The following is a 26,466-nucleotide window of genomic DNA, read 5'->3' on the forward strand; positions in this document are numbered from 1 at the left end:
AGCCCGTTTGCGCCGATGATACTACAAACGTGGAAAAGTAGGTCGCCGCCTTCTTTAAACCCTGAAGTGAGTTTACTCTACTTCAGGGTTTTTTAATACCCTAAACCCAACAACCTCACTTCGGTGGCGACCCCAACTGTTAAATATTACCTTATCCGCAATAGGGATAGGAGTGATATCCTTATTATGCCTTAGATTTGCATAATAAGATAGAGCGGATAGCCCGGTTGCGAAGCAAATTGCTATAAAATGTACACGAAAAAGGAAGAACTCTGGAATACCATTTCCCACGGATTAGGGATACTTCTGGGTATTGCAGGCCTCGTACTTTTATTGGTTTTCGATAGTAAGAAAACGCCTTACAGTACTTTTAGTATTCTGATATATGCTAGTTCAGTAATTGTACTTTACAGTGCATCAACACTTTATCATGCTATCAGTCATATTAAATGGAAACCTGTATTACGGAAACTTGATCACATAAGCATCTACTTCTTAATTGCGGGAACCTATACTCCCGTGGCTTTAATTTCGCTGGAACACGACTCAGGATGGATATTATTCTGGACGGTCTGGATCACAGCAGCCATCGGTACCTTCTTGAAATTATTCTTCACAGGCAAATTTGAGGTTATTTCACTCTTACTATACCTGCTAATGGGTTGGCTAATCGTATTCGACCTGAGTAGTGTGATGGAAGCCCAGTCTACCTTAGGTCTTACATTGCTTGCACTTGGCGGTGCTTTTTACACGGTGGGAATACTGTTTTACGTAGTAAAGAAAATCCCTTTTAACCACGCCATCTGGCACATGTTTGTCCTGGCAGGAAGTGTATTTCACTTCTTCTTTATCTTCACAGACGTCATCTAGTTTTATATAAAGTAGGCAATACCGAATCCCAGGATGATTATCAGCAACTTGGCCATGTTAAATTTATGGTCTTTACTGCTTTCGTAAAGGATTGTGGTTGAAACGTGAAGAAAGATACCAATCACCACTGCCGTGATCTCTGTATGGTACTGCTGAAGCACCTCAACCGCTGTGGAAAGGAAGTTGCCAAGGGGTGTCATCAGTGCAAATAGCAGCATAAAAGTTAGAGTGATCCATTTCTTATAACCTGCATTAATGAAAAAGAAAGATAGAATTATGGCAACCGGGATCTTATGAATGATGATCCCTACCAGGATATCATTCTTTTCTGAAATAGGAAAACCTTCTAAAATTGCATGAATTGCCAGACTTGTGAAGAGTAGCCAGGGAAAGGTTTTATTCGTTAAATGGATATGCACATGTCCGTGTTCCGCTCCTTTGGAGAAGAACTCAAGCACGATCTGTAACAAAATACCTCCCATGATAAAGCCACCAATTCTCTGTGTGGGCATTTCAAAGACTTCGGGGAGAAGTTCATTGATGGTCATTGATAACAGAAAAGCCCCGCTAAATGCCAGGAAAATAGACATTTGCCTGGGTTGCCTGGATTTTAGTCCAAGTGCAATCAGATAGCCTATGGCAACCGCAAGAAATAAAAGCAAATAAATCATTTGCCAAAGATAAGGATTAATCGTTCCGAGGAATTAACATCAAAGTCACTCAAATGGTAACAACCGAAGCTTCGAATCATCTTCACCCCGGCCTGTATAAAATAATGTTGAAAATCATCCAGGGATAGTGCTTTTACTCGTTCATGGAATTGCATACCATCACCATTTACTTCGAATTCTATTCGTTTTACGAGGTAGCCGTCCTCATATTTTCGATCAACCTTAAAATGAATACCATCTATAAATTTTTCTTCGGAAGGAACTAATTCGGGAATCGTCTTCTGCACATTCAGAAAATCGATCACGCCATATCCTGAAGGCTTTAAGGCGTCCCGAATGGCTGTAATAGTGCGAAGGTTATCGCCTTCTTTCTCAAAGTAACCAAAACTTGTAAACAGGTTAAAGACAGCATCGAATTTTCCGGGATAGGGGACACACATGTCGTGGACCTTGAATTGTAATCGCTCATTTTCGAATTGCCTGGCCTTAGCAATGTTATTTTCCGATAAATCCACTCCGGTGACCTTATACCCCAAGTCACTAAGATACCTGGCGTGGCGACCTTTTCCACAGGCGAGATCGAGAATTTCAGACCCAGGATCGAGATTCAGGAAAGCTGTTAAATTTCGCATAAATAGTCCAGCTTCTTCCTCATCACGATCCTTGTAAAGAATGTGGTAATAAGGTGTATCGAACCAGGATGTGTACCAGAGTTCCTTCGGATTTTGCATACAATTCTATTTCAGGGCTAAAAATACTGTATTTTTGCAGCACTTTTGATTCGACTATGAGAAAGAACTTTAAAATGTTGGCCAAAACCTTATACGGGATGGAAGAGCTCTTGGCTGATGAATTGCGACAATTAGGAGCATCTGCTGTGGAAACAGGTACGCGCAATGTTACATTCGAAGGAGATACAGGCTTTATGTACAAAGCTAATCTCTGTTGTCGTACCGCTATAAAGATCTTAAAACCTATTACCGCATTCAATGTATTCAACGAAGATGATCTTTACCGAAAGATCTATGACCTGCGATGGGAGGAGCATATGGACGAGAATGGGTCATTAGCAGTGGATGCTACAGTTTTTTCGAAACAGTTCACTCATTCCCAGTTTGTGTCTTTAAAGACCAAGGACGCTATTGTGGATCGTTTCAGGGATAAAACAGGTACTCGTCCCGATGTAGACCTGGATCACCCCAGTTTGAGGATCAATATTCATATAGATCGAAATATTTGTACTGTTTCTTTGGATAGTTCTGGCGCATCTTTGCACAAAAGAGGTTATAAGACCGAGACCACGCTGGCCCCCATAAACGAGGTGCTTGCCGCCGGTATGATCATGTTAAGCGGCTGGACCGGACAATGTGATTTCATGGACCCCATGTGTGGAAGTGGAACGATATTGGCTGAAGCAGCCATGATTGCCTGCAACATTCCTCCAAATCTGAATCGTGATGAATTTGGATTTGAAACATGGCCCGATTTCGATCCTGATCTCTATGAAGTGATCGAGAATGCCGCCTTAAAGAAAATAAAGGATTTTCATTTTAAGATCTACGGTTTCGACAAAGATGCCATAGCAGTGAAGAAGGCGAAGCAAAACATAAAGAACGCCAACCTACAGGAGTTTATCGAGATCCGAACAAGAGACTTTTTTGAGTCGGAGAAAGAAAGTAATCGCCAACTTCACCTGGTATTCAATCCACCCTATGACGAGCGTCTGTCTGTTTCCGATATTTTCGAATTCTACGCCAACATTGGTAATACTTTAAAGCGTGGTTACCCTGGTTCGAATGCCTGGATGATCACCAGTAATATGGAAGCTTTAAAAAATGTAGGTCTCAGACCTTCAAAAAAGATCAAGTTGTACAATGGGAAGCTGGAAAGTAGGTTCGTGCGATACGAGCTTTACGAAGGCAGCCGAAAGGCTAAGAAGAACATTTAGAATTAATTCTTGAAGATGGGTATGAAATACGAAATACTATAGCCATACCCCGCACCAAATTCACTGAAATCATAAGTTCTGTTGAAGCCTGGAATGAACAGGTTGTCGAAATTTTCCGGAGTAGTCTCTGATATCTTTCGTTTTAGCTGAAGATTGATAGTTAGGTACAGGTTATTTATGATCTCTGTCTTTACGCCAACTTGTAACTCTATCCAGGAAGCGGTTAATCCAGTAAACTCCTGAGGATCCACCCGGAAAGTACCGGGAAAGGTCTGGTTGGTGGTATATATCCCGTAGGCTAGTAATTCCTGCTTAAAAGTAGAAAATCCGTATCTCAGTCCGGCATAGATCATATTTTCCATACCCAGCCAGTTCTGGTATGCGTTGAAGTCACCACCCACCTTGACATAGCTACCCGAGGCAATGGAATTCAGATTGCTTTCAAATCGCTCTTTTTCTTCGTTGCCAAATTCGGCCGCAGCATAAAATCGTTCAGAAACTCTAAAATCACCAATAATTTCAAAACCGGTATAACCATCTTCCAGCACCGAACGCAGTGGCTTAGACAGATCGATCCCAACACGTAAACCATAAGATTCCTTTTTGGGAGGAATACTATCGGTGGCCGTTTCCTGCGCCGATACCGGGCTTAGCAAAAGGCTAATGAAGAATAGTAATGTGAGTTTCAGTTTCATCGACTATATCGTTGGTTTCAACAACCAGTTGTAGTATCCAGTTTGCACTTCCTTCATTTTGAACGATGGCATTCAAATCGTGGTATATGGTTTTAAAGGCACAGGCCCGGTTCACATAGAGGTCTTCAGTTGAATATCGAAGCGTTAACACATCCGTGTTTGGAGTTGCAGTACCAACCCCTTTTTTAAATCGGTAGCTCGTTTCCATTGCCGCATTTCTCAAGGGAATAGCGATGGAATCGGTGGTTTGTGAGGAGATCACTTCAGTGCTGTTTAGCTCTCGCGTTTCAACCGTTAGGCTAGGTACAGACTTGCGTTCCGTAGGATTCACAATATCATTAAAAGTAATAATGAGGAGTGGAGTAGTGGCGGCTCCTTCTTCACAAATGTCGTCCCGGGTACATCCTGCGATCACGGTAAATGCCAAAAAAAGGAATGCAAGCCGTTTTAACATCAATTGAAGCTTAATTACGTTTTTCCAAAAGTACAACATTTTCTACATGGTATGTCTGCGGAAACATATCCACTGGCTGGATCCTAACTACCTTATAATCTTCATCCATGAGTTTCAGGTCCCTGGCCTGGGTTGCACTATTGCAACTAACGTAGACGATGCGATTTGGTGCCAGTTTTAACAACTGCATTACCACATCCTGATGCATACCATCCCTGGGAGGGTCGGTGATCACTACATCTGGTTTGCCGTAAGTCTGTACAAATTCGTCATTAAAAACATTTTTCATGTCACCCACGACAAAAGTTGTGTTCTCGATTCCATTCCGAATTGCGTTTTCTTTTGCGGCAATTATAGCCTCAGGAACCGATTCAACCCCAACCACGTGAGAAGCTTTCTTAGCAACAAATTGGGCAATGGTTCCTGTCCCGGTATAAAGATCGTACACAAGTTCATTTCCCTGGAGGTTAGCAAAATCCCTGGTGATCTTGTATAGTTCGTAGGCTTGTTCACTATTGGTTTGGTAAAAGGATTTGGCGTTGATCTTGAATTTAAGACCTTCCATTTCCTCAAAAATATGGTCTTGTCCACTATAGCAAATCACTTCCTGGTCGTAAATGGTATCGTTTCCTTTTGAATTGATTACGTAGAGAAGGGAAGTAATCTCCGGGAATTCCTCCTTGATTGCATTTAGCAACTCTATGCGATTTTCTTCATCTTCAGCAAAGAATTGTACAAGAACCATAATATCACCGGCACTACTTGTTCGAAGCATGAGTGTTCTTAGAAAACCTTCCTGCTTACGTGTATTAAAGAAGGAAAGCCCCAATTCCTCGGATTTCTTTTTTACGAAGTTACGTATGGCATTGCTGGGATCCCGTTGCAGGTGACATGTATCGATGTCAAGAATTTTGTCCCACATACCGGGAATATGAAATCCGAGGGCATTTCGATTCGGAATTTCTTCGCCGCTCTCAATTTGTTCTTTGGTGAGCCATTTATTATCGCTAAAGGAAAACTCCATTTTGTTCCTGTAGAACAATGTCTTTTCCGAGCCTAGTATAGGGGTGATCTCGGGTAATTCAATACCACCTATTCGAACCAGATTATTTTCTACCTCCTTTTGCTTATAGAAGAGTTGCTGGTCGTAAGCCATGAATTGCCACTTACAGCCACCACAAGTTCCGAAATGCTCACAAACTGGATTTACGCGTCTTTCCGAGTATTTGGAGAATGCGATCGCGGTTCCTTCGTAATAGGCTTTCCGTTTTTTATACGTCTGAATAGTAGCCACATCTCCCGGAACGGCATTATTCACGAAGATAATTCGGCCATCGGGTGCCTTTGCGACTGCTTTGCCTTTTGCACCGGCATCGATTATCTCGATATCCTCGAAAATCACTCGTTTGTTCCTTCTTGACATAGACGCAAAAATACATATAGATGAATAATTTATACGATAAAATTGCGCGAAGTTCTCATCCATTTATTTTCCGACCAAAGATCGAAGGAATTTGATAAAATGATTAATAAATTTCAGCTAAAGGGTAAATAGATGTTCCGATTATTTATTAATTTGCACTTAAGGGTGATTTCTCTCCTCCGCTGAATTTCCGGCTTCTCGGAAAAATAAAGGTACAGTAGGAATGTTTAGATTTTTGAATTTTTAAAATTTAATGTTATGTCTGTAGCACAGCACACTCTATCACAGGAAGCCATGGCGTTGGAAAACAAGTATGGCGCTCAGAACTATCACCCGCTTCCCGTTGTTTTGAGCAGGGGAGAAGGGGTCTTTGTATGGGATGTTGAAGGAAAGAAGTACTATGATTTTCTTTCGGCTTACTCCTCCGTAAACCAGGGACATTGTCATCCTAAGATCGTCTCGGCACTAACCGAACAAGCCAAGAAACTATCACTCACCAGTAGGGCATTCTACAATAATATGCTGGGGAAGTATGAGAAATTCACCACAGAGTATTTCGGTTATGATAAACTACTTCCTATAAACACAGGAGCAGAAGCGGTGGAAACTGCCATCAAGCTTTGCAGAAAGTGGGCATATGAGGTAAAGGGAATCGATATCAACGAAGCTAAGATCATAGTTTGTAAGAATAATTTCCACGGAAGGACGACTACGATCATATCATTTTCGAATGACCCGGTAGCGAGGAAGAACTTTGGCCCGTATACAGAAGGATTCGTAAAGATCGAGTATGACAATCTTGAAGCGTTGGAAGCTGTTTTAATCGGCAATAAGAATATAGCAGGTTTTCTTGTTGAACCCATTCAGGGCGAGGCAGGCGTTTATGTGCCAAGTGAAGGTTACTTAAAGGCAGCAAAAGCTTTATGTGAGAAATACAACGTATTGTTCATCGCAGACGAAGTTCAAACTGGAATTGCGCGAACTGGACGATTACTAGCCACCTGTGGTAATTGTTCCTGTGAGACGAAGAATTGTGAAGGAACACCGGATGTCAAACCGGATATCCTGGTTCTGGGTAAGGCGCTTAGTGGCGGTTTATATCCTGTATCTGCAGTATTAGCAGACAATGAGGTTATGGGTGTAATCCGACCTGGTAATCACGGAAGTACTTTTGGTGGAAACCCGTTAGCTGCTGCGGTTGCTATTGCGGCTCTTGAAGTTGTAAGGGATGAAAGATTAGCGGAAAACTCCGAACGACTAGGTATCATCTTCCGGGAGCGAATTAATGAATATATTAAAGGTAGCACAATCTGTAAACTTGTAAGAGGTAAAGGCCTGCTGAATGCTGTAGTCATCAACGATTCTGAAGATGGCGACACCGCCTGGAGAATATGTCTTAGATTGCGCGATAATGGCTTGCTGGCTAAGCCTACCCATGGCAATATAATTAGATTTGCCCCTCCGTTAGTAATGACGGAAGAGCAGTTGCACGAATGCATTGACATTATAATTAATACACTCAAGGAGTTTGATTCTGAATAAAAAAAGCGGCCATTTGGCCGCTTTTTTTATTAATAAATCGATGTACCTAAGACTGTATGCCATATTGTTCCATCATGGAACGTTGTTGTTCCATGTATGCATCCCAACCTCCTGCAGAGAAGATAAGGAAGATATTATAGGCCAGGTATAGCGCATTTATAATCAATACGACCAATGCGATAATACGTGCTGTGTTCATAGCTTGACCATTCTCATAGGCCTCCGGATTTGCTTTCCATTCCTTCACTTTTCCATTAGCAATGAAGAAAGCGATCGCTGAAGGTATAATTCCGATTAATGGTAAGCAGCAGCATATGAAACCTACAATAGACAGGATATAGACCAGCGTGGTATTTAGCTTTTGTTTTTCCATGTTTTTGGTTGATTAGTGTAACATTAGTTTCAAGAGAAAATTTCCTACTATAAAAGTGATGGTAATCAAGATAAGAATTATTTTAATTCGTTCTGCCTGTTTGAATGAAAAGAACATATTCAGAATAAGGAATAGGACCAGGGCTATGAGAGGATAGATAGCCGGATACATTTTGAAGGCAGAGATGAACTCTCCCCTAAAAAGAAAAGCTGCGGAACGTTGCATTCCGCAGCCAAAACAATCAAAACCTAGATATTTCTTTGTAAGGCATGGCAACATATAATCGTCAATGCCTTCCAGCGTCATAAATTATCTTCTATTGTGTACCGTCATGCGGTAATCAATGGTAATGTCATCTTCGGTTACCAGTTTCACAATATATACACCATCACTGAATGTGGCAGTTGAGAATGTGAAACTAGTGCTATCTCCCAGATCTCGTTGGTTAAGGACAAGTTTTCCGGACATATCAAAGATAGAGGCCGACTTGATCACGAAACCTTCAGGGTTTGCAACCTCGAGTTGAGATGCCGGGTTGTTCTGGAAGAAATCAACATTATTATTCACCTGAGCAGACCTGTTATTGACAGATATCGTTGAAGGATCAATCACAGGATCCGGCCCACCTCTAAACACCAAGAAGAAACGATTCTCATATGTGCCTTCATGTAACTGAAGTTCAGCTTGATTTCCATTTGTAATCTCCTGCCAAGTGTTTCCTTCACTATCCCAAAGAACTACTTTGGACGGTAAGTTTATTTCTTCAGTAGCCATAATAGTTACCGGTGTCGCCTGATCGATTACAAAATTCAATGGAATCTTTTTGCCTACAGAATAAGGAACGGTTTGAATCACATAAGGAAGGAAATCCTTATCATCGCCAATAGGGAAGTAGGCTTCTGCATTCTTACCATCCATAGGGTGACGTGCGTCTAGCCCTCGGTCGTAACCATCAGTTGAAGTATCAGAGAGCATCAATAACATATCTCTTAAATGAGATTCACCGAATACTGTATAAAACCTTAAAGTAGGAGGATACTCTGCAAATGGGTCAACTTCAGAAGAAATTGTCGACGGATCACCATTTTCTGGATTTCCAATAGTGGAAGTACCAGTGCCAGCTCCTTGAGGAGACCTAAACACAGAAAGTGAACCACTTTCACGGTAAAATACCCTATGACTATTTTTAAGAACAATTTGACCATCCCCAGCAATATCTGTAAATATATTAAAGCCTTGGCCTATAGGTGAATAAAGACGATTAAGGGCTTCTCCAGAATCCATAGTAGCTCCTATCGGATTGCCCCCGTTGTCGTAGTTGAGGAATGTTGGAGCCGCATAAGCACCTCCAGTAGCATAAGGCGAAGGTCCAGGAATCCATGTTCCATATCCTCCTTTATTGTCAACAAAATAATGTGAGTTTATACTTCTATCTTCGTCCCAAAAACGAAATTCATTAATCTCAATGTTATCAGGATCATTAAATACAAGGTTCAGGTCTAAAGCTGATGGGTATGGGTTTCCGGAAAGTACACTTTCGTTGGCTAATGTATTTACAACGATATCTCCATTGTGAGGCCTTCCTCTAAAGTCGTATAATTGATTCATCGGATCCACCCATGGATCGCCCCCAGCAGGGGTAACTCCCACACCTTTCATCGTAAACCCGAGACCGGCAGGTACGCTATAATTTGTCCATATAGCTTGATAACCTCCGCCAGCAGGCCTTTTGTATAGCCATCTTCTTGAGATGGTCAGGTTAGGCGATGGTGTGCCGTTATATGCCGCGGTTACGTTGGTTTGGTCCGAATCGGTGACAGTATTGGCATCATAGACATTTAAAATACCAAAATTTCTGTTGCCGCTTCCTGCATTTGGATTTCCAACAGGAGAACTCCAGAAATTATAGTCATAAGAATCTGAGTTACTGTCTTGATAAACCGAGATAAACCCAGTTCCAGAATTTGCGGATGCCGTAGCTCCCTGGATTAATTGAGCTTCATCCCGCAAATAAATACTTGCTTCGGTGTTTGGATCATTCGTATTTGCAACAAGATTTACATCTTGTTCAACAAATAATACTTCGTCACTTACGTATACGTAGGAATCGGTTGAAGACGATGCGTTAGGAGTAACGTACAATTGAGCCATAGCGTTCAACGACATCACTAACGCAACTGAAAAGAGTAGTAGGTTTTTCATATTTATATAATAATTTTGTACCATCTTGGGGGCAAAATGATACTATTAACCGAGGTAAAAATAGAAATAATATTTAATTATCACAGTTTTAAGTGATTAAAATCGACGAAAAGCATGATAATACAGGCCAAGATTTCGTTAAAATGCAATAAATGTCGATAACCTGTTAACAAATTGTAAGAAATACATTACACGATGTTTAAAATCGGAGACAAAGTTGAATCACTCAACGATTCCATAAAAGGAGAGGTGTTCGCGGTAAAAGAGAATAGCATTTTCGTATTGACCGAGGATGACTTCGAAATGGAGTTCGATCAGGATGAACTTGTGGTCGTTGGTTCGGAAGAATCCGACATACATTTAAACCCTATGGATGTCTCAAAGGCCCTTTCAGAAAAAGAATCATGGAAACCTCGGAAAACCAGGCGAATCAAACCCAAAGAACGTGTTCAGCCTGCCATGGAGGTGGATCTGCATATCCATAAGCTAGTAAACGCCACTAAGAACATGTCTAATTATGATATGTTGACCATACAGCTTGATACGGCTAAAAGACAGCTGGAATTCGCGATTCGGAAGAAAATACAGAGGGTTGTCTTTATTCATGGAGTGGGAGACGGAGTGCTGCGAACGGAATTGGAGTACTTATTCAAACGCTACGATAATCTGAAGTTTTACGACGCGAATTTTCAGAAATATGGTCGCGGAGCCACTGAAGTCTACATTTTTCAGAGTAAAACCGCCTAGTCAGGAAAAGCTGGGGTAATTGAAATATTCTCGTTTAAAATGCTGGATATACTGCCCAGTTCAAGGGATTCCTGGGTTATTTGTTCCGATTCGGATATTAATACTAAATTATCGATTCGAACCCGAACATCACTATTAATATTGTAGGTGTGAACACGGAACTCATCCACTATGAATTCTATCGTTACAGCCGGATTCAGATAATTCGGGCCAACATTGGGGTCGAGGATATTATCCAATGGATTCAAATCAATGTTACTCCCTACCTCATAACGTGTTAATACTCCGTCGTTGTCGTCGTCCTCATCCAGGTAATCCACATTGTCTTCTCCATCAGTATTCATGGGGTTATTCGGATCATCGCCTATTTCGGCAATGGTTGGGACATTGTCGCCATCGTCATCATCGTCATAAAAGTTAGGCAGCCCATCGTTATCGAAATCCCCGAAGCCCTCTTTTAACGGGTCGTTGCTATTCTCGAAGGGAATGCCATCATTGTCGTCCAGTAATGCGGTGATAAATAATGTAGCCGTGCCATCTGTACCAAGGAAGCTTGTTACTACCTGTGGTGTTGTGGGAGGAATATTATCGCAGAAATAGTCGGAGCCTACACTCTCATTAAAAGTTCGGTAAGCAACTATATTGCTCGTTCCATTTACAGCAAATTCCAGGGTATCACTCTCAAAAAACAGTATATCTGTTGTGCCTAATTGAAGTGCGATGCTTTCGAAGGACTGACTGTTTATCTTGTAAAATACATAGTCGCCCTGACCTCCACAAAACTCAAGGTTGGCATCACCAAAATCGAACGAAGTGAGTATTATATCGCCGTCATCACAGGCATTCAGAACAATTCCCAGGAGTAAAATTGAAAGGTATTTCTTCATTGCAACATTTTCTGCTTAGACAAAGTAACGCAATTCTTTATAATTGATGATTTCAAAATTAGATTAATGTGTATTTTTGCGCGAGATGAGAAAAGTTTATTTCGATAGTGCGGCTACTACTGAACTGAGAAGCGAAGTCATCCGATGTATGTCGGAAGTTCTTAAAACAGAATACGGAAACCCTTCATCTACACATTCATACGGGCGCTCATCTAAATCTTTACTTGAAACAGCTAGAAAAGAGATCGCCGGATTCCTTAATGTCTCAGCCTCCGAGATTATTTTTACATCAGGTGGAACAGAAGCAGACAATCTTGCGCTGCATAGTGCAGTTGCCGACCTTGGTGTAACACGAATTATTTCGAGCCGGATCGAGCATCATGCGGTTTTGCACACCATCGAAGTGCTTGAGGAGCGATACAATATAAATGTGGATTATGTTGATGTGAACACTACTGGTTGTATTGACTATGATCATTTGAAATCACTTCTGAAAGATTCTTCCGAAAAGACACTGGTGAGTCTGATGCATGTAAATAACGAGGTAGGAACGATGATCGATCTAAAGCGCGTTGCCTTGTTGTGTAAGGAACACGGAGCTTTATTTCATAGCGATATGGTGCAGTCCATAGGGCATTTTGAAATAGACCTGGCGGATATCCCGGTAGACTTCGCAGCTGCCGCAGCCCATAAGTTTCACGGTCCGAAAGGAGTTGGATTTGCATTTATTAGAAAAGACAGCGGTTTAAAACCTTTGATTCATGGCGGACAGCAGGAACGCGGCATGCGTGCTGGTACAGAGCCTGTGTACGCCGTAGCGGGAATGGCAGAAGCCCTCAGAATCTCTTATCAGAATTTAGAAAAGGAGAAAGCTTATATCAATTCTCTGAAGGAATATTTTATTCAGCAATTAAATGAACAGGTTCCCGGAGTACATTTTAACGGGGCATGTGAGGACGGAGACGACAGTACTTATACTCTTATCAATGTATGTCTACCACTTTCACCTGAAAAAGCCATTCTGCTCTTGTTTCAGTTGGATTTAAAGGGAATTGCCTGTTCCAAGGGAAGTGCCTGCCAAAGTGGGAGTGAAGGCGGTTCTCACGTTTTAAAAGAGATCCTTTCCAAAGATAACTTCAAAAGACCCTCTGTACGATTCTCATTTTCTTCGTTTAATAAAAAGGAAGAGATCGATTATGTGATTGATGTACTCAAGGAGTTTGTGAATTCCTAATTTAGAACTTCATCGTAAGTCGGACATTGTAAACACGAGGGGTTAAGAAATTCGGTATTGAATACTGAACTTTCGTATAAACATCGCGAACAAAGGTATTCGTAATGGAGTTACGTACGTCGAAGATGTTGAAGATCTCGGCACCAATGGTAAGCTCTCTAAATGGCTTTAACCATCCGCTATCTCGCAATTTATTCGCATCAACCAACACATAGGACACCCCTAGATCGGCTCTTTTATAATCTGGTAATCGCGTTTGGAAGTCGTACGGATCTGCATAACTGGGCGATCCACCCGGTAATCCAGTGTTATAAGTAAGATTCAGGTACATTTTCAGATCCGGGATCACTTTTACATAATCCTGGAATAGCACACCGAATTTCAGCCTTTGATCCGTAGGACGGAAAATAAAGCCGCGATTGTCAATATTTTCTTCAGTTCTGAGGTAACCAAAACTCACCCAGCTCTCAGTTCCGGGAACAAATTCACCGGCTAGCCTCAGGTCTAGTCCGGCAGCGTAGGCCTCGGCATTGTTTCGGGCACGGTAGCGAATACGGACATTTTCAAGGGTGTAAGGGTTCACATCCGTTAGTTTTTTATAATACACTTCGGAATTTAAAGTGAATGGCCTACCCCATAGATCGAAACTGTAGTCATTACCCAATACAATATGTATGGATTGCTGCGCCTTAACACCTGGCCGCACAGTGCCGGTGGAATCTCTCAACTCCCTGTAAAAAGGTGGTTGGTGGTAGACACCTCCTGATAGTCTGAACAACATATCCATTTCCCAGTCCGGTTTAAGAGATATCTGGGCCCGGGGACTAAATACAGTTTGTGTCGTGCTTTCGATTCCGTCTCCGTTTACTGTCCAATTATGTGCTCTAACACCGGCGTTGAGCCAAAGATCATTAGTTCCAAGATTGGTTTTCTTACTCCATTGAACAAATCCCTGGATACGGTCGGTTTGTACGTTATTGGTGGCTCGGATGGTCGTAAAGGGTACGATAGGCGACACAAAAGGCTCATAAGGTTGGTCATTCGCGAAATCGGGTAGTGGTGGGCGAATGGAGAAACCTGCGGAGTCTATGATCTCGTATTCCTGCACCCGGTCTCGAATATCTTCCCGTGTATAGCGAACACCGTATTCGATCACAGCGGCGTTTTTATCTTCCTCAGGGGATTTCAACCTGTATACCCCTTTATGCTGTATATTCACGATCAATGCGTCCAAATCGTTCCTCGCGTGGGTAAGTTGCGAACCTATTCCTTCTGAAAACTGAACTTCTCCTAAGTTTTCGTCTCCAATGTTGGTATTTACCTCCCCAAGTCGATATTGCGCCAGGATATCGAAATATTCCTGTTCCGTAGTCTGGAAAACCGAACCTATTAGCTTGGCGGTATACTGATCTGATACCGCGTAGGTTGCTTTTAACGCACCAAAATAAGTATCGTACCGGTCTTCTTCCTGTCCTTCGTAGAAAATAAGCAGAGCCACGGGATCTGCAAGGGTTCCGAAGTTCGTCTGACGCGTTAGCGGTTCGTAATCGTATTGGTTAACTGAAAGATTACCGAGGAAACCTAGTTCGAATTTATTACTGAATTTGTAGGTAATATAGGTTTGAGCATCGGCAAAACGCGGACGGAAATTGGTCTCCGTCTGTTTGGCGTCTACAAAAAGGCTGTTATCCCTGTAGCGCAGTCCTACCACACCACGAAGTCGTTCGTCATTAGAGATTCCTTTAACCGACACACTAGCACCCAGCAGGCTTAAATCTGCAGTAGCACCAAATGAAACAGGGCGCTCATACTGAATATCCAGAACGGAAGATAGTTTATCTCCGAATTTAGCCTGGAATCCCCCGGCTGAAAAGTCAACAGATTGTGTTAGGTCTGTATTAACAAAACTCAACCCTTCCTGCTGTCCGCTACGTATAAGAAACGGACGATAGACTTCAATTTCATTGACATAGACAAGGTTCTCATCAAAATTTCCGCCTCGTACGGCATACTGCGTACTTAGTTCATCATTTCCGCTTACACCTGGAAGTGACTTCAGAAGATTCTCAACTCCTGCATTTGCTCCCGGAATTTTTCTAATGGTTTCCGGGGTAATAGATAGTACGCCTGATTCGTCCACCCTGCTGCGTTTTTTTCTACCTGTAATAATTACCGGGCTAATCTGCTCAACGTCAACCTTCATAACCGGGTTGAATTCATAATCCTGGTTGGGTTTCAGGTTGAAAGTTTGAGAAACATTGCTGTGAGCAATATGCGTATATGTAATGGTAACATCCTGGTTAGCTGGAATTTCAAGTAGATAAAAACCGTCAAAATCCGAAATAGTACCAGTGCCTTCGTAGGAGACATTTACATTTGCGATGGGCACATTCTGCTCATCGAGAATAACTCCTTTTATGGTTGCGTTTTGTGAAAAGATGGATAGACTTGATCCAAAAATCAGTAGTAGTAGAAGTAATCGCGTTGTTTTCAAAAGGTTGCTTTGGCGTTATTTTCTGAAAAAAGTTGCTTCAAATGTAGCATTATTTCCGGCATTATCTACAACATTCACTTTGAAATTGTTTTCTGACTCGGAAATAATATTATCATCGAAATTATAGGTTAAAACGTCTTTTTTGTAATTATATTCCATGAGGATAAACTTTCCATTTATCGTTGCGCGATAGCTCCCGATTCCGCTTAGATCATCCTCGATCTTTACTTTAAGTGTCTTGTTGCTGCTAATCCATTTTTCATCGCTGAAATTCACAGGTTTTATGCTAGGAGGTGTGTCATCGGCTACCAGGGTAAAAGAACCAAAAGTCCGTGTTTTTGCAGTAAGTTTATTGCCTTTTCGGTAGGTTGTATTGTAATAAGGCTCCCCTTTATAGTTCAATCTGCCCAGGTACAATTTGTCCATATCTTCTTTTCTGAAATTGGACGCATCGGCTGTAATGGAAATATTCTTATGTATGGGTATGTTATCTTCATGGAATATCAAAGTGTCTCCCTTTGCTTCGATATCCAGATAAGTGTTCTCATAAAGGGCGTTAGCCGGTATGTATATACTGAATTTACCCTTGGTAATCGACGTAGCCTGGTCTGCATACACAAAATCGTCGGTCTTTTTCAAGGCCAAAGGCTTTACAATGGTTTCGTTTTTACCGTTAATTGGCACGAAGATTCGTTGCTTATTTCCACTGTAATCCAGGATCTCGATAACATAATTCGCGTCGTAACCCTCTTCAATATTGACTTTGCCGCTATTGTCTTCTTTGGTGATGATACTTAATGGGTTGTTTGTTTGTCTGAATAATTTCTGCACTCTGCTCTTATTGGTGCGCCAGTAATGGTAGTCGATAAATCGATTGAGATATCGTGTTTCCCCGAAAGAAAACTTTTCAAACAAAACATTGAAATTTTCTTTGCCGTTAACCGTTGTTATGATTTTGTAGACTCCGTTCTTGTTCGAAGCTCCATCCTGCTGATCGTAGGTTGATACGCCAAACCCAATCTCACCTAAAGCCGATATACTTTTTGTCCTGTATGTTCCGTCTTTCTGAAGCACAAGTCGAAGTTTTACAGGATTCTGAGAACCGTTCACATGCGACTGTTCTCCCATGGGGTAGGCAAATACGGAGTTTACCAGGGGCTTTTTGCTGTCGGGGATCTCGATTCCAAACAACATCGGATTCATAGGCCTTGAACTGCTATCTCTTATTTCGAAATGAAGGTGAGGCCCACCGCTACTACCTGAATTTCCTGTATATCCAATAAGGTCACCCCGATTTACCTTCAGCTTTCCTCCGTCAGGGAACATTTCTACTTCATAGGACTCCCGGGCATATTGAGTACGTTTTACAAATTCCTCTATTTCACCTGCATAACGCTGAAGATGAGCATACACGGTACTGTAGCCGTTAGGATGGGAAATGTACAATGCCTTTCCATAGCCGTAATGACCTACTTTTATTCGTGTTACAACACCATCTGCAGGAGCATAAATGGGTATTCCTTCTCTTTGCTGAGTTTTTATATCCAGTCCACTGTGAAAATGATTCGATCTAAGCTCTCCAAAGCTTCCGGATAGTATCAAGGGTATCTTCAAGGGGTTGTCAAAATAGTCGGTAGGAACACTTTTTTGACCATAGCAAAATCCTCCCAGGAGTGCGGTTAGAATAAGCAGGCGCATGAGTCTTAATGAATTAGAATTACTATAGAAACGGGGGGTGAACAGCATTGTTATCTTCGTCGATCAATATTACAAAAAATATGCAAAAGTGTTGTCATATTAGTAGCACTTGGTTAACTTTGTCTTTAGAGTGTCGAAATTATTTTTCAATGAGTTCCATTTCCGAAGTAGTTGATTCCCTGGAGAACAGGATAAGTAAATTACTTCACAGGCACGAAAAATTGAAACAAGCGAAAACAGACCTGGAGAAACAGATCCTGGTATTGAGATCGCAACAGGACGAATCTCACAGTGAGATTGAGAACCTTCGCGCTAAATGCGAATCCTTGAAAATTGCAAATTCGATGCTTGGCAGCGACCAACATAAACGAGAAACAAAACTCAAAATAAATGCTTTAGTTCGGGAAATTGATAGCTGTATTTCTCAACTTTCCGAATAGACGATATGTCGAACCATCTTAAAATAAAGCTTTCTATCGCGGACCGGGTATACCCCTTGACCATTAACCCCGACCAGGAAGAAGGTTTGAGAAAAGCGGCCAAGAAGATAGAGGAGATGATTAAGAGGTTCGAGAAAAGTTATGCCGTAAGGGATAAACAGGATGTTTTAGCCATGTGTGCACTCCAGTTTGCAGCCCAGGTAGAGCAAAAAGCAATAGATAAGGACTCAGATTCGCAACAGATCGAGAAAAAGTTACAGGCTTTAAGTGAATTGTTACACGAGCATTTGTCCTAACGTTCTTTAAAATATAAAAGGTTACTGCCTACACTAGTATTATTTTTGGTAAACTCAACACGAATTCTTTAAAAAGGGTGAGTTGAAGTTGTAAGAGCGCGCCGCCATTGAGCGGATTTTCGACCAGCTTGTTAGCCCTAAACTTGTTTTTAAGGAGTTTATTCAAAATGCAATTATTAGTGTAGGCTTTTTTTTTGACTAAGATTTACCTGGCTTTAAGGCAATTAAACGCCGAATCACCAGGGATGAACCGATCCCCCTAATCGAGGGATCTAAAACATTGACACAAATGGACGATATGATATTATACGCTATAAGTGGCGCGGTAGGAGGAATCGTTGGATTCATCGTTGCCAAACTACTAGAGCGAAATAATGCTTCTAGAGTGATAAAACAAGCCAGGAAAACGGCATCTTCCATCGTAAAGGAAGCTAAAGTAGAATCGGAAGCACTCAAGAAAGACAAAATATTACAAGCCAAGGAGAAATTCATTGAATTAAAGTCGGAACACGAGAAGGTCATTCTCAATCGCGAGAAGAAGATTTCAGAAGTAGAAAAAAGAGTACGCGATAAAGAATCACAAGTATCCAGCGAACTCTCCAAAAGCAAGAAAATAAATGCCGAATTCGATAACAAACGCAAAGATTACGAAGAACGCCTGAAATACCTTCAGAAAAAGCAAACGGAGGTAGAGAAACTACACAGAAGCCAGATAGAACAGCTGGAGGTGATCTCCAGTCTCTCTGCTGAAGATGCCAAGACACAGCTTATTGAAAGCCTCAGGGAAGAGGCTAAGACAGATGCCATGGCGTATATCCAGGCCTCAATGGAGGAGGCGAAGCTCACTGCACAACAAGAGGCTAAGAAGATCGTGATCAATTCCATTCAACGAATAGGTACGGAAGAAGCTATTGAGAATTGTGTCTCCGTATTCAACCTGGAAAGCGATGATGTAAAAGGAAGGATCATTGGTAGGGAAGGACGAAATATTCGTGCTATCGAATCGGCAACAGGCGTAGAGATCATCGTGGACGACACTCCTGAGGCAATTATCCTTTCCTGTTTCGATTCCGTGCGACGTGAAGTCGCACGATTGTCGCTGCACAAATTAGTGACGGACGGCCGTATTCACCCAGCCAGGATCGAAGAAGTGGTTAGAAAAACTTCCAAACAGATAGAAGAAGAGATCATAGAGGTTGGAAAGCGAACAGTTATCGACCTTGGGATCCACGGACTCCATCCGGAGCTTATTAAGTCGGTGGGGCGCATGAAATACCGTTCGTCTTACGGACAAAACCTCTTGCATCACTCTCGAGAGGTAGCTAAGCTCTGTGGAGTAATGGCGTCAGAACTAGGTCTGAATCCTAAACTGGCTAAAAGAGCAGGCTTACTGCACGATATTGGGAAAGTTCCTGAATCCGAAACGGAAGTGCCACACGCCATTCTTGGGATGCAATGGGCCGAAAAATATGGAGAAAAACCCGATGTTTGCAATGCTATCGGGGCTCACCACGACGAAATTGAAATGACCAATTTGTTGTCGCCTATCGTCCAGGTTTGCGATGCTATAAGCGGTGCACGACCGGGGGCAAGAAGGCAGGTGCTGGATTCTTACATTCAGCGTTTGAAAGACCTGGAAGCCATAGCATTTGGTTTTACAGGGGTCAACAAAGCCTACGCCATTCAGGCTGGGCGTGAATTGCGCGTGATGGTAGAAAGTGAGAAGGTGAGTGACGAAAAAGCGGCTCAACTGTCCTTCGAGATCTCTCAAAAGATACAGACAGACATGACCTATCCCGGTCAGGTTAAAGTTACCGTAATACGGGAAACAAGGGCGGTTAATGTGGCGAAATAAACGATTAAAGTCTGTTTTTTGTCATTCTGAATTCAATTCAGAATCTGAATCAAGTTCATATTGACAAGTTCCATGCGGATTTGGTTCATTCTTTTGCTTATTCGTCATAAATATTGGTATACCCTTTCTCCGGGGCCTCGAAGAATTTACCTGTGATGTACCGATAGTTCCTGTCCAGGGAGGCAATCCTTTCCATGTCATCAGAATCCAATTCTAGGTTTCCGGCTTTGAAGTTCGATTCAATATGTGAAGGACTGGTAGATTTCGGAATCACCGAAGTGCCGCGATTCACATGCCAGCCTATCAAAACATTAGCTGGTGTAACACTGTGTTTGTCGGCAATATCCCGGATCGTTTCTAACTCGAAAAGATCGGGTTCATTCTCACCTTTCATACTGCTGTCACGATCTCCGGATCCAAGAGGAGAGTAGGCTGTGAGCAAGATATTTTCCTTTTTACAATAATCGTACAAGCCATTCTGCTGAAGTAAAGGATGAAGCTCTACCTGGTTCACTTCCGGCTGATAGTTAGCCGTTTGCTTAAGCTCTTCAAGTTTCCTGGTACTGAAGTTTGATACACCGATATGCTTCGATAATCCTTTATCATAAGCTGCTTCCATTTGTTTCCAGGTACTACCTATCGGGCATTCGTCCAGTGAAATGTAATCATCCGGTCCACCTGGGAAGAAAACATCTTTTTTAAAGGCTACTGGCCAGTGAATGAGATAAAGGTCCAGATAATCCAGTTTAAGCTTTCTAAGGCTCTCTTTTAGCGCGGGTAACACATCTTCAGGTTGATGTTCGTTATTCCATAATTTAGATGTAATAAATAGATCTTCCCGCTTTATTTTTCCTTCGGAAAGAACCTCTTCGATTGCTTCACCAATTTCCGATTCATTTTGATATACTGCTGCTGTATCAATGTGCCGCATTCCGGCGTTGATTGCATCTTTAACGGCTTTATTTACGGTATCTCCTGTAGCCTTCCAGGTACCGAGGCCAACGGCATGCATGCTATCGCCATTCGCGAATTTGAGCGTTTTCATAGTATGTAATTTGATTTACTTGAAGGTACGAATTCAGAAGAAAATCTACATAAAATTAAGGTTAAAATTCGTATTAATTATCCTTTCTCGGATGGTATCTGTTTATCACCTCAGTGAGATGTCTCTTATCAATATGCGTATACACTTCGGTTGTCGTAATACTCTCATGACCGAGCATCTGCTGAATGGCTCTTAAATCGGCACCGTTTTCCAGCAAATGAGTGGCAAAGGAATGGCGAAACGTATGTGGACTGATTGTTTTTTGGATCCCGGCTTTTTCCGTTAGCTGCTTAACAATTGTGAAGATCATGGCACGTGTGAGTCCATTGCCTCTTCGGTTAAGAAACAGTGTATCTGCGGATTCAGGTTTGATTGGTTCGTGAACACGAATCTCTTTTCTGTACAGTTCTATATAACGGATAGTGTTGCTGCCAATGGGTACGAAGCGCTGTTTGTCTCCTTTTCCTGTTACCTTGATAAAACCTTCCTCGAAAAATAGGTCGGATATCTTCAAATTGATCAATTCCGAAACGCGAAGGCCACAACCGTAGAGTGTTTCGATTATTGCGCGATTGCGTTCGCCCTGGGGTTTGCTGAGATCAATAGCAGCGATTAGCTGATCGATTTCGGCAATGGATAGCGTATCTGGAAGTTTTCGGCCAATCTTAGGACTCTCGATGAGTTCCATGGGATTGTCCTTCCGAAGATCTTCAAAAATCAAATAGTTGAAAAACCCTCTAAGGCCGGATATGATCCTGCTTTGGGAACGGGGATTGACTTCCTTTGCGATAGTATAAATAAATTGCTGAAGTGTTTCTTCTGAAATGCTAACGGGTGTTACCTCAATACTATTTGCTGAAAGCCAATCGGAGAGTTTTCCTATATCCAGGGCATAATTTGCTATTGAGTTATCGGAAAGCCCACGCTCCAGGCGTAAATAATCCAGATAATCTTTTCTGAAGGTGTTCCAGCTCATTGATTTCGTTGAATGGTGTTAATTTACTATTTGTTTTAAGAATATTGTACCTATTTTTGCGTTACTTAAATCGATAAACTTAAATCAACTTTCATGAAAAAGATCATTTTAGCTTTCATCTGTACAGCATTCTTTACAATAGGAACAAATGCCCAGGGTGTAGACTTTGGTGTAAAAGCGGGTGTTAACTTTTCCAGTATCACCGATGCCAGTGGACTCTCCAACAGAACCGGATTTGTTGCTGGTGTATTCGTAGGCGGAAAACTAAACGACAACCTAGGGATTCAAGGAGAACTTCTTTATTCCCAACAGGGTGCCGAGTTTGAACTTGGAGAATTTAACCTTGACTATGTAAATGTTCCTGTGCTTGTTAAATATTATGTGGCCCAGGGTCTTAATATCCAGGCGGGACCTCAATTCGGAGTCTTGGTTAACGATGAAGCACAAACCGTAATAGGTGAAGTAATTAACGATATTGCAACGAACAACTTCGATATTTCCGGAGTTGTTGGAGCCGGATACGATTTTCCGTTTGGAATTCGTGTGAGCGGACGATATAACTTCGGTTTGAATGATGTTCCCGAAATGGGTAACGGAAAAAACAGCGTTGTTACGCTGGCCGTAGGTTATTCATTCCTATAAACTGATTTTTTAAATTTTACTTAAGCAGTCTTCGGACTGCTTTTTTTATGTTTCTTTGTTAACAACTCTCTTAGTAAATAGTGCAAATGCCGTATTTTATTCTATAAAAATGGTTTGTAGCTTTAACTTGTTTAATCATAATCTTAAAACGTATGAAAAAATTACTTTTAATCGTAGCAGTTGTTTGCTTGGGTATTAGTGCAAATGCTCAGAATCAATTTAGAGCCGGAATCAGCGGTGGTCTCCCTATAGGCGATGCTGGAGATCTGGCAACATTTGCCATAGCGGTAGATCTTGGATACTTGTTCGAAATATCCGAAAATTTTGATGTTGGTGTTACCACGGGTTACTCTCATTCCTTTGGAGATACCTTTACAGAAACATTTGGTCCCCTCACTGTTGAAGTCGATGTAGAAGATGTACAGTTCATTCCCATCGCGGCTTCTGGAAGATTTGAAGTTGCTCCAAGTTTTACTTTGGGTGCCGATGTTGGATATGCCCTTGGCGTCAACGACGGAAATGATGGAGGATTCTATTATTCTCCGAGGGCTCAATACAGTGTGTCCGAGGCTATTGATATTGTAGCTGCCTTTCGCGGTGTTTCCGTTGATGGAGGAAGTTGGGATATTATCTCAGCCGGTGTAGAATTCGGAATAGATTAATTTTCCGTGTAAAACAGTAAAGAGCGGTGATTTCACCGCTTTTTTTATATCATTGATATATAGACAACTATGATTTTTATCATAGTCTTTAACAATAAAATATCTAGTTTTGCTTAATTAACATAACAATTTATATCATGAAAAAAATTCTTATGCTTGCTGCGATCGCAGTATTTTCTTTAGCTACAGTACAAGCTCAGGGAGTGAGTTTTGGTGCTAAAGCCGGTGTGAACTTTGCTACTATCGGTGGAGATGAAACAGATGACATTGACGGCCGCACGGGTTTCTATGTTGGTGGAGTTGTAGAAATTCCTGTGAATGACTTTTTCTCTGTACAACCCGAAGTAGTTTATTCCGCACAGGGAGCGAAAACAAAATTTTCTGAAACGATTCTTGATGAAACTTTTTCCGGTGAATCCACCGTTAAATTAGATTACATAAATATCCCGATAATCGGAAAGTTTTATGTAGTGGAGGGTTTAAGCCTGGAGGCCGGACCGCAGATTGGATTCAATATCAATGCGATGGATGAATTTGAAGTGTCCGGATTAGGCATGTCCGAGTCAGGTGAAGAAGATATTTCTGAATTTGTTTCTGGTACCGACTTCGCGATAGCGGCTGGAGCATCGTATAAACTGCCTAACGGATTGTTTTTCAGTGCTCGCTACAACGTTGGTCTATCCGATATTAACGATGATCCTGAATTTGATGACATCTCTAATCAGAACAATGTTATTCAATTAGGAGCTGGTTTCTTATTCTAAGAGATAATATCTTAGGAACTAAAAGCAGGATCCAACGATCCTGCTTTTTTTTATGGATAAAAAATGTAATTTTGAACAACAAATAAAATCTATCTATGAAAAAATTTATATTCTTCTTTGCAGTGTTGGCCGGAAGCTACACGATGACGGCTCAAGGATTCGGAGGTGCCATATCCGGGGGTTATCTAAGCGAGATCGAAGGTTTCGGTGGAACTGTGGACCTTGTTTACAATATTGACGAGAAATGGAGCGTGGCAACAGATGCAACTTATTCCGTTGCGGATTCGGGCCCTACGAGGAACAAATGGTTCATCGTAGACCTTAATGCCAGGTATAAAGTGTTCGATGAAGCCTATCTTCTGGGTGGAGGTGAATACCTTAGTATTACACTAAAATCGGGCGGATTGGGCGCAGGTTCCATAGGCCCTGAGATCGAGACTACTAACAGTGAATTCGGATTCAATGCCGGAGCAGGATATAAGTATAAGATCATCGACAATGTTAGCGTGTTTACCGAGGTAAAATATGTGATCATTGATCCCGCGGGATATTTCCACGCAAGGCTTGGTTTGCATTTCGATTTCTAAATTCAGAAAAAATATTTTTAAAATTCGGGGTTAGCGCTCCGAATTTTTTATTCTATATATTTGAAACATGAAGATCATTATCATCAACGGACCCAACCTAAATCTCCTTGGTAAGCGTGAGACGGATATCTATGGAGATATGCCTTTCGAGGAATACTTTGATATTCTGAAGAACAAGTTCGACTGGTTTGATTTGGAATACTACCAAAGCAATATTGAAGGTGAACTTATCGATAAGATCCAGGAAGTTGGTTTCTCATACGATGGTATTATTCTAAACGCAGCAGCCTTCACACATACTTCTGTAGGACTGCGAGATGCCATTGCCGCGATCGAAACCCCCGTGGTGGAAGTACATATCTCCAACACATCAAATCGGGAGGAATTTCGTCATAACTCCTTTATAACTCCGGTGGCCAGGGGTGTGATTATGGGCTTCGGACTTCAAAGCTACGAGTTGGCCGTGCAATCCTTTATCAAATAAAAAAGCGCCCTTTCGGACGCTTTTACACTTTATGTTCAGCTTTGGCTACAGGTGAATTACTTCATCGTAGGCATCGGCAACGGCTTCCATTACCGCCTCACTCATAGTAGGGTGGGGGTGAATTGCTTTTAGCACTTCGTGACCCGTGGTTTCCAGTTTTCTCGCTACAACCGCTTCAGCGATCATGTCAGTAACACCGGCACCTATCATGTGGCAACCTAACCACTCACCGTATTTGGCATCGAAGATCACCTTCACAAATCCGTCTTTAGTTCCTGCGGCACTGGCCTTACCACTTGCCGAGAACGGGAATTTACCCACTTTAATATCGTAACCGGCTTCCTTGGCCTGTGCTTCGGTTAGGCCTACACTGGCAATTTCCGGGCTTGTATAGGTGCATCCGGGAATATTTCCGTAATCGATAGGCTCAACATGAATACCGGCAATCTTCTCCACACAGGTAATACCTTCGGCAGAAGCAACGTGCGCAAGGGCAGGACCCGGAACTACATCACCAATAGCGTAGTATCCAGGGATATTCGTCTGGTACCAGTCGTTCACCATGATCTTTCCTTTATCGGTAACAATACCTACATCCTCCAGTCCGATATTTTCTATATTGGAAGCTATTCCCACTGCAGATAAAACCACATCGGCCTCAAGAACCTCTTCACCCTTTTTAGTTTTAACTGTGGCTTTTACTTTTTTTCCTGAAGTATCCACACTTTCTACTGAAGAGTTCGTCATTACCTTGATCCCGGACTTTTTGAAGATACGTTCGAATTGCTTGGAAACTTCTTCATCTTCCAGCGGTACAAGGTTAGGAAGGAATTCAACGATGGTAACATCGGTACCCATTGAATTATAGAAGTTTGAAAATTCTACTCCAATGGCTCCGCTTCCTACAACCAGCATACTTTTTGGCTGAGTTTTAAGCGTCATGGCTTCACGGTAACCAATAACTTTTTTACCATCCTGTGGAAGACTAGGGAGCTCACGAGATCGGGCTCCGGTAGCAATAATAATATGATCTGCGGAATATTCTTTACCATCAACTTCCACCTTTTTTCCGGGTTTCAACTTCCCAAAACCATCGATCACGTCGATTTTATTCTTTTTCATCAGGAACTGAACCCCTTTGCTCATTCCATCGGCTACTCCTCGGCTTCGTTCTACTACTTTGTTGAAGTCCTTGTCGGCTTCTTTAACGGTTAGGCCATAGTCTTCTGCATGCTTCAAATATTCGAATACCTGGGCACTTTTCAGAAGTGCTTTGGTGGGGATACATCCCCAGTTAAGACATACACCTCCCAGGTTTTCCTTTTCAACAATAGCTGTTTTTAAACCTAACTGAGATGCCCTGATGGCAGTTACGTAGCCTCCCGGACCACTACCTAGAACTATAATATCGTATTTGCTCATTTCCTGAAATTAGTGTCGTTATTAGAGGAAACGAATTTACGAAATGTAAGCGTAA

At 41.9% G+C, this 26,466-nt stretch carries 27 protein-coding genes and 1 other RNA gene; 14 read left to right on the plus strand and 14 right to left on the minus strand.

What is annotated here, in order from left to right; translation table 11 throughout:
- Nucleotides 1-249 precede the first annotated feature (249 nt).
- Complete coding sequence (trhA, locus tag J1N09_RS12915) at nt 250-870, plus strand: PAQR family membrane homeostasis protein TrhA (RefSeq protein ID WP_265200650.1); 621 nt, start codon at nt 250-252, stop codon at nt 868-870.
- 2 nt (nt 871-872) lie between these two features.
- Here trhA and J1N09_RS12920 read toward each other — a convergent pair whose 3' ends face one another.
- Together J1N09_RS12920 and J1N09_RS12925 are read right to left on the minus strand one after the other, a co-directional pair.
- Complete coding sequence (locus J1N09_RS12920) at nt 873-1,541, minus strand: ZIP family metal transporter (protein WP_265200651.1); 669 nt, start codon at nt 1,539-1,541, stop codon at nt 873-875.
- Nucleotides 1,538-2,272: a class I SAM-dependent methyltransferase gene (locus J1N09_RS12925; RefSeq protein WP_265200652.1), complete on the minus strand. Its 735-nt coding sequence runs from the start codon at nt 2,270-2,272 to the stop codon at nt 1,538-1,540. Before J1N09_RS12925 ends, J1N09_RS12920 begins: the two co-directional genes overlap by 4 nt.
- A gap of 56 nt (nt 2,273-2,328) precedes the next feature.
- Here J1N09_RS12925 and J1N09_RS12930 point away from each other — a divergent pair, with 56 nt between their 5' ends.
- Nucleotides 2,329-3,489, plus strand: a complete 1,161-nt coding sequence (locus J1N09_RS12930) for a THUMP domain-containing class I SAM-dependent RNA methyltransferase (RefSeq protein WP_265200653.1) — start codon at nt 2,329-2,331, stop codon at nt 3,487-3,489.
- Nucleotides 3,490-3,491: 2 nt separating this feature from the next.
- Here the strand turns inward: J1N09_RS12930 and J1N09_RS12935 are convergent, their stop codons facing one another.
- The 3 genes from J1N09_RS12935 to rlmD are packed head-to-tail and all read right to left on the minus strand — an operon-like array spanning nt 3,492 to nt 6,061.
- The gene (locus tag J1N09_RS12935; RefSeq protein WP_265200654.1) at nt 3,492-4,184 is read right to left on the minus strand and encodes a DUF6048 family protein; all 693 of its coding nucleotides are present in this window, start codon (nt 4,182-4,184) and stop codon (nt 3,492-3,494) included.
- Complete coding sequence (locus tag J1N09_RS12940) at nt 4,150-4,638, minus strand: DUF6452 family protein (RefSeq protein ID WP_265200655.1); 489 nt, start codon at nt 4,636-4,638, stop codon at nt 4,150-4,152. Before J1N09_RS12940 ends, J1N09_RS12935 begins: the two co-directional genes overlap by 35 nt.
- A 10-nt stretch (nt 4,639-4,648) precedes the next feature.
- Complete coding sequence (rlmD, locus tag J1N09_RS12945) at nt 4,649-6,061, minus strand: 23S rRNA (uracil(1939)-C(5))-methyltransferase RlmD (protein WP_265200656.1); 1,413 nt, start codon at nt 6,059-6,061, stop codon at nt 4,649-4,651.
- Between the two features lie 258 nt (nt 6,062-6,319).
- On the opposite strand from rlmD, the gene rocD reads away from it, so the two are divergent.
- Nucleotides 6,320-7,603 carry an ornithine--oxo-acid transaminase gene (rocD, locus tag J1N09_RS12950; protein ID WP_265200657.1) on the plus strand — a complete coding sequence of 428 codons (1,284 nt, stop codon included), beginning with the start codon at nt 6,320-6,322 and terminating at the stop codon, nt 7,601-7,603.
- Between the two features lie 46 nt (nt 7,604-7,649).
- Here rocD and J1N09_RS12955 read toward each other — a convergent pair whose 3' ends face one another.
- From J1N09_RS12955 to J1N09_RS12965, 3 genes are read right to left on the minus strand one after another with little or no spacing between them, the layout of a single operon-like run.
- On the minus strand, nt 7,650-7,976 hold the full coding sequence (locus tag J1N09_RS12955) for a CCC motif membrane protein (protein WP_265200658.1): 327 nt from the start codon (nt 7,974-7,976) through the stop codon (nt 7,650-7,652).
- Nucleotides 7,977-7,988: 12 nt separating this feature from the next.
- On the minus strand, nt 7,989-8,282 hold the full coding sequence (locus tag J1N09_RS12960; RefSeq protein ID WP_321160815.1) for a DUF2752 domain-containing protein: 294 nt from the start codon (nt 8,280-8,282) through the stop codon (nt 7,989-7,991).
- Between the two features lie 3 nt (nt 8,283-8,285).
- Nucleotides 8,286-10,178 carry a T9SS type A sorting domain-containing protein gene (locus J1N09_RS12965; RefSeq protein ID WP_265200659.1) on the minus strand — a complete coding sequence of 631 codons (1,893 nt, stop codon included), beginning with the start codon at nt 10,176-10,178 and terminating at the stop codon, nt 8,286-8,288.
- 195 nt (nt 10,179-10,373) lie between these two features.
- Here J1N09_RS12965 and J1N09_RS12970 point away from each other — a divergent pair, with 195 nt between their 5' ends.
- Nucleotides 10,374-10,925 carry a Smr/MutS family protein gene (locus J1N09_RS12970; protein ID WP_265200660.1) on the plus strand — a complete coding sequence of 184 codons (552 nt, stop codon included), beginning with the start codon at nt 10,374-10,376 and terminating at the stop codon, nt 10,923-10,925.
- Here the strand turns inward: J1N09_RS12970 and J1N09_RS12975 are convergent.
- Nucleotides 10,922-11,812, minus strand: a complete 891-nt coding sequence (locus tag J1N09_RS12975) for a hypothetical protein (RefSeq protein ID WP_265200661.1) — start codon at nt 11,810-11,812, stop codon at nt 10,922-10,924. The two genes, J1N09_RS12970 and J1N09_RS12975, sit on opposite strands and share 4 nt — an antisense overlap.
- Nucleotides 11,813-11,897: 85 nt before the next feature.
- On the opposite strand from J1N09_RS12975, the gene J1N09_RS12980 reads away from it, so the two are divergent.
- Complete coding sequence (locus J1N09_RS12980) at nt 11,898-13,046, plus strand: cysteine desulfurase family protein (protein ID WP_265200662.1); 1,149 nt, start codon at nt 11,898-11,900, stop codon at nt 13,044-13,046.
- A 1-nt stretch (nt 13,047) separates the two neighbouring features.
- On the opposite strand, the gene J1N09_RS12985 is transcribed toward J1N09_RS12980, so the two are convergent.
- Together J1N09_RS12985 and J1N09_RS12990 are read right to left on the minus strand one after the other, a co-directional pair.
- Nucleotides 13,048-15,540 (minus strand): TonB-dependent receptor plug domain-containing protein, encoded by a 2,493-nt coding sequence (locus J1N09_RS12985; RefSeq protein ID WP_265200663.1) that lies wholly within the window; start codon nt 15,538-15,540, stop codon nt 13,048-13,050.
- Nucleotides 15,541-15,555: 15 nt separating this feature from the next.
- Nucleotides 15,556-17,238, minus strand: a complete 1,683-nt coding sequence (locus J1N09_RS12990; protein WP_265200664.1) for a M23 family metallopeptidase — start codon at nt 17,236-17,238, stop codon at nt 15,556-15,558.
- 149 nt (nt 17,239-17,387) lie between these two features.
- Between J1N09_RS12990 and J1N09_RS12995 the strand changes: the two genes are divergently transcribed.
- The 4 genes from J1N09_RS12995 to rny all read left to right on the plus strand — a co-directional run bounded on the left by J1N09_RS12995 (nt 17,388) and on the right by rny (nt 19,829).
- Nucleotides 17,388-17,678, plus strand: a complete 291-nt coding sequence (locus tag J1N09_RS12995; RefSeq protein ID WP_265200665.1) for a hypothetical protein — start codon at nt 17,388-17,390, stop codon at nt 17,676-17,678.
- A gap of 5 nt (nt 17,679-17,683) precedes the next feature.
- Nucleotides 17,684-17,974 carry a cell division protein ZapA gene (locus J1N09_RS13000; RefSeq protein WP_265200666.1) on the plus strand — a complete coding sequence of 97 codons (291 nt, stop codon included), beginning with the start codon at nt 17,684-17,686 and terminating at the stop codon, nt 17,972-17,974.
- Between the two features lie 52 nt (nt 17,975-18,026).
- A non-coding RNA gene (gene ssrS / locus J1N09_RS13005) (6S RNA) lies at nt 18,027-18,134 on the plus strand.
- Between the two features lie 129 nt (nt 18,135-18,263).
- Complete coding sequence (gene rny / locus J1N09_RS13010; RefSeq protein ID WP_265200667.1) at nt 18,264-19,829, plus strand: ribonuclease Y; 1,566 nt, start codon at nt 18,264-18,266, stop codon at nt 19,827-19,829.
- A gap of 97 nt (nt 19,830-19,926) precedes the next feature.
- On the opposite strand, the gene J1N09_RS13015 is transcribed toward rny, so the two are convergent.
- Both J1N09_RS13015 and xerD read right to left on the minus strand, forming a co-directional pair.
- The gene (locus tag J1N09_RS13015; RefSeq protein WP_265200668.1) at nt 19,927-20,874 is read right to left on the minus strand and encodes an aldo/keto reductase; all 948 of its coding nucleotides are present in this window, start codon (nt 20,872-20,874) and stop codon (nt 19,927-19,929) included.
- Between the two features lie 73 nt (nt 20,875-20,947).
- Nucleotides 20,948-21,850, minus strand: a complete 903-nt coding sequence (gene xerD / locus J1N09_RS13020) for a site-specific tyrosine recombinase XerD (protein ID WP_265200669.1) — start codon at nt 21,848-21,850, stop codon at nt 20,948-20,950.
- A 93-nt stretch (nt 21,851-21,943) separates the two neighbouring features.
- On the opposite strand from xerD, the gene J1N09_RS13025 reads away from it, so the two are divergent.
- The 5 genes from J1N09_RS13025 to aroQ all read left to right on the plus strand — a co-directional run bounded on the left by J1N09_RS13025 (nt 21,944) and on the right by aroQ (nt 24,989).
- Nucleotides 21,944-22,492, plus strand: a complete 549-nt coding sequence (locus J1N09_RS13025) for a porin family protein (protein ID WP_265200670.1) — start codon at nt 21,944-21,946, stop codon at nt 22,490-22,492.
- 152 nt (nt 22,493-22,644) lie between these two features.
- The gene (locus tag J1N09_RS13030; protein WP_265200671.1) at nt 22,645-23,154 is read left to right on the plus strand and encodes an outer membrane beta-barrel protein; all 510 of its coding nucleotides are present in this window, start codon (nt 22,645-22,647) and stop codon (nt 23,152-23,154) included.
- Nucleotides 23,155-23,291: 137 nt separating this feature from the next.
- Nucleotides 23,292-23,918: a porin family protein gene (locus J1N09_RS13035; protein ID WP_265200672.1), complete on the plus strand. Its 627-nt coding sequence runs from the start codon at nt 23,292-23,294 to the stop codon at nt 23,916-23,918.
- A gap of 95 nt (nt 23,919-24,013) precedes the next feature.
- Nucleotides 24,014-24,505 (plus strand): outer membrane protein, encoded by a 492-nt coding sequence (locus tag J1N09_RS13040; RefSeq protein ID WP_265200673.1) that lies wholly within the window; start codon nt 24,014-24,016, stop codon nt 24,503-24,505.
- Between the two features lie 67 nt (nt 24,506-24,572).
- The gene (gene aroQ / locus J1N09_RS13045) at nt 24,573-24,989 is read left to right on the plus strand and encodes a type II 3-dehydroquinate dehydratase (protein ID WP_265200674.1); all 417 of its coding nucleotides are present in this window, start codon (nt 24,573-24,575) and stop codon (nt 24,987-24,989) included.
- Nucleotides 24,990-25,034: 45 nt separating this feature from the next.
- Here the strand turns inward: aroQ and lpdA are convergent, their stop codons facing one another.
- The gene (lpdA, locus tag J1N09_RS13050) at nt 25,035-26,411 is read right to left on the minus strand and encodes a dihydrolipoyl dehydrogenase (protein ID WP_265200675.1); all 1,377 of its coding nucleotides are present in this window, start codon (nt 26,409-26,411) and stop codon (nt 25,035-25,037) included.
- Between the last annotated feature and the right edge of the window lie 55 nt (nt 26,412-26,466).

The organism is Aureitalea sp. L0-47 (assembly GCF_026126405.1).
Classification (GTDB): Bacteria; Bacteroidota; Bacteroidia; order Flavobacteriales; family Flavobacteriaceae; genus Pukyongia.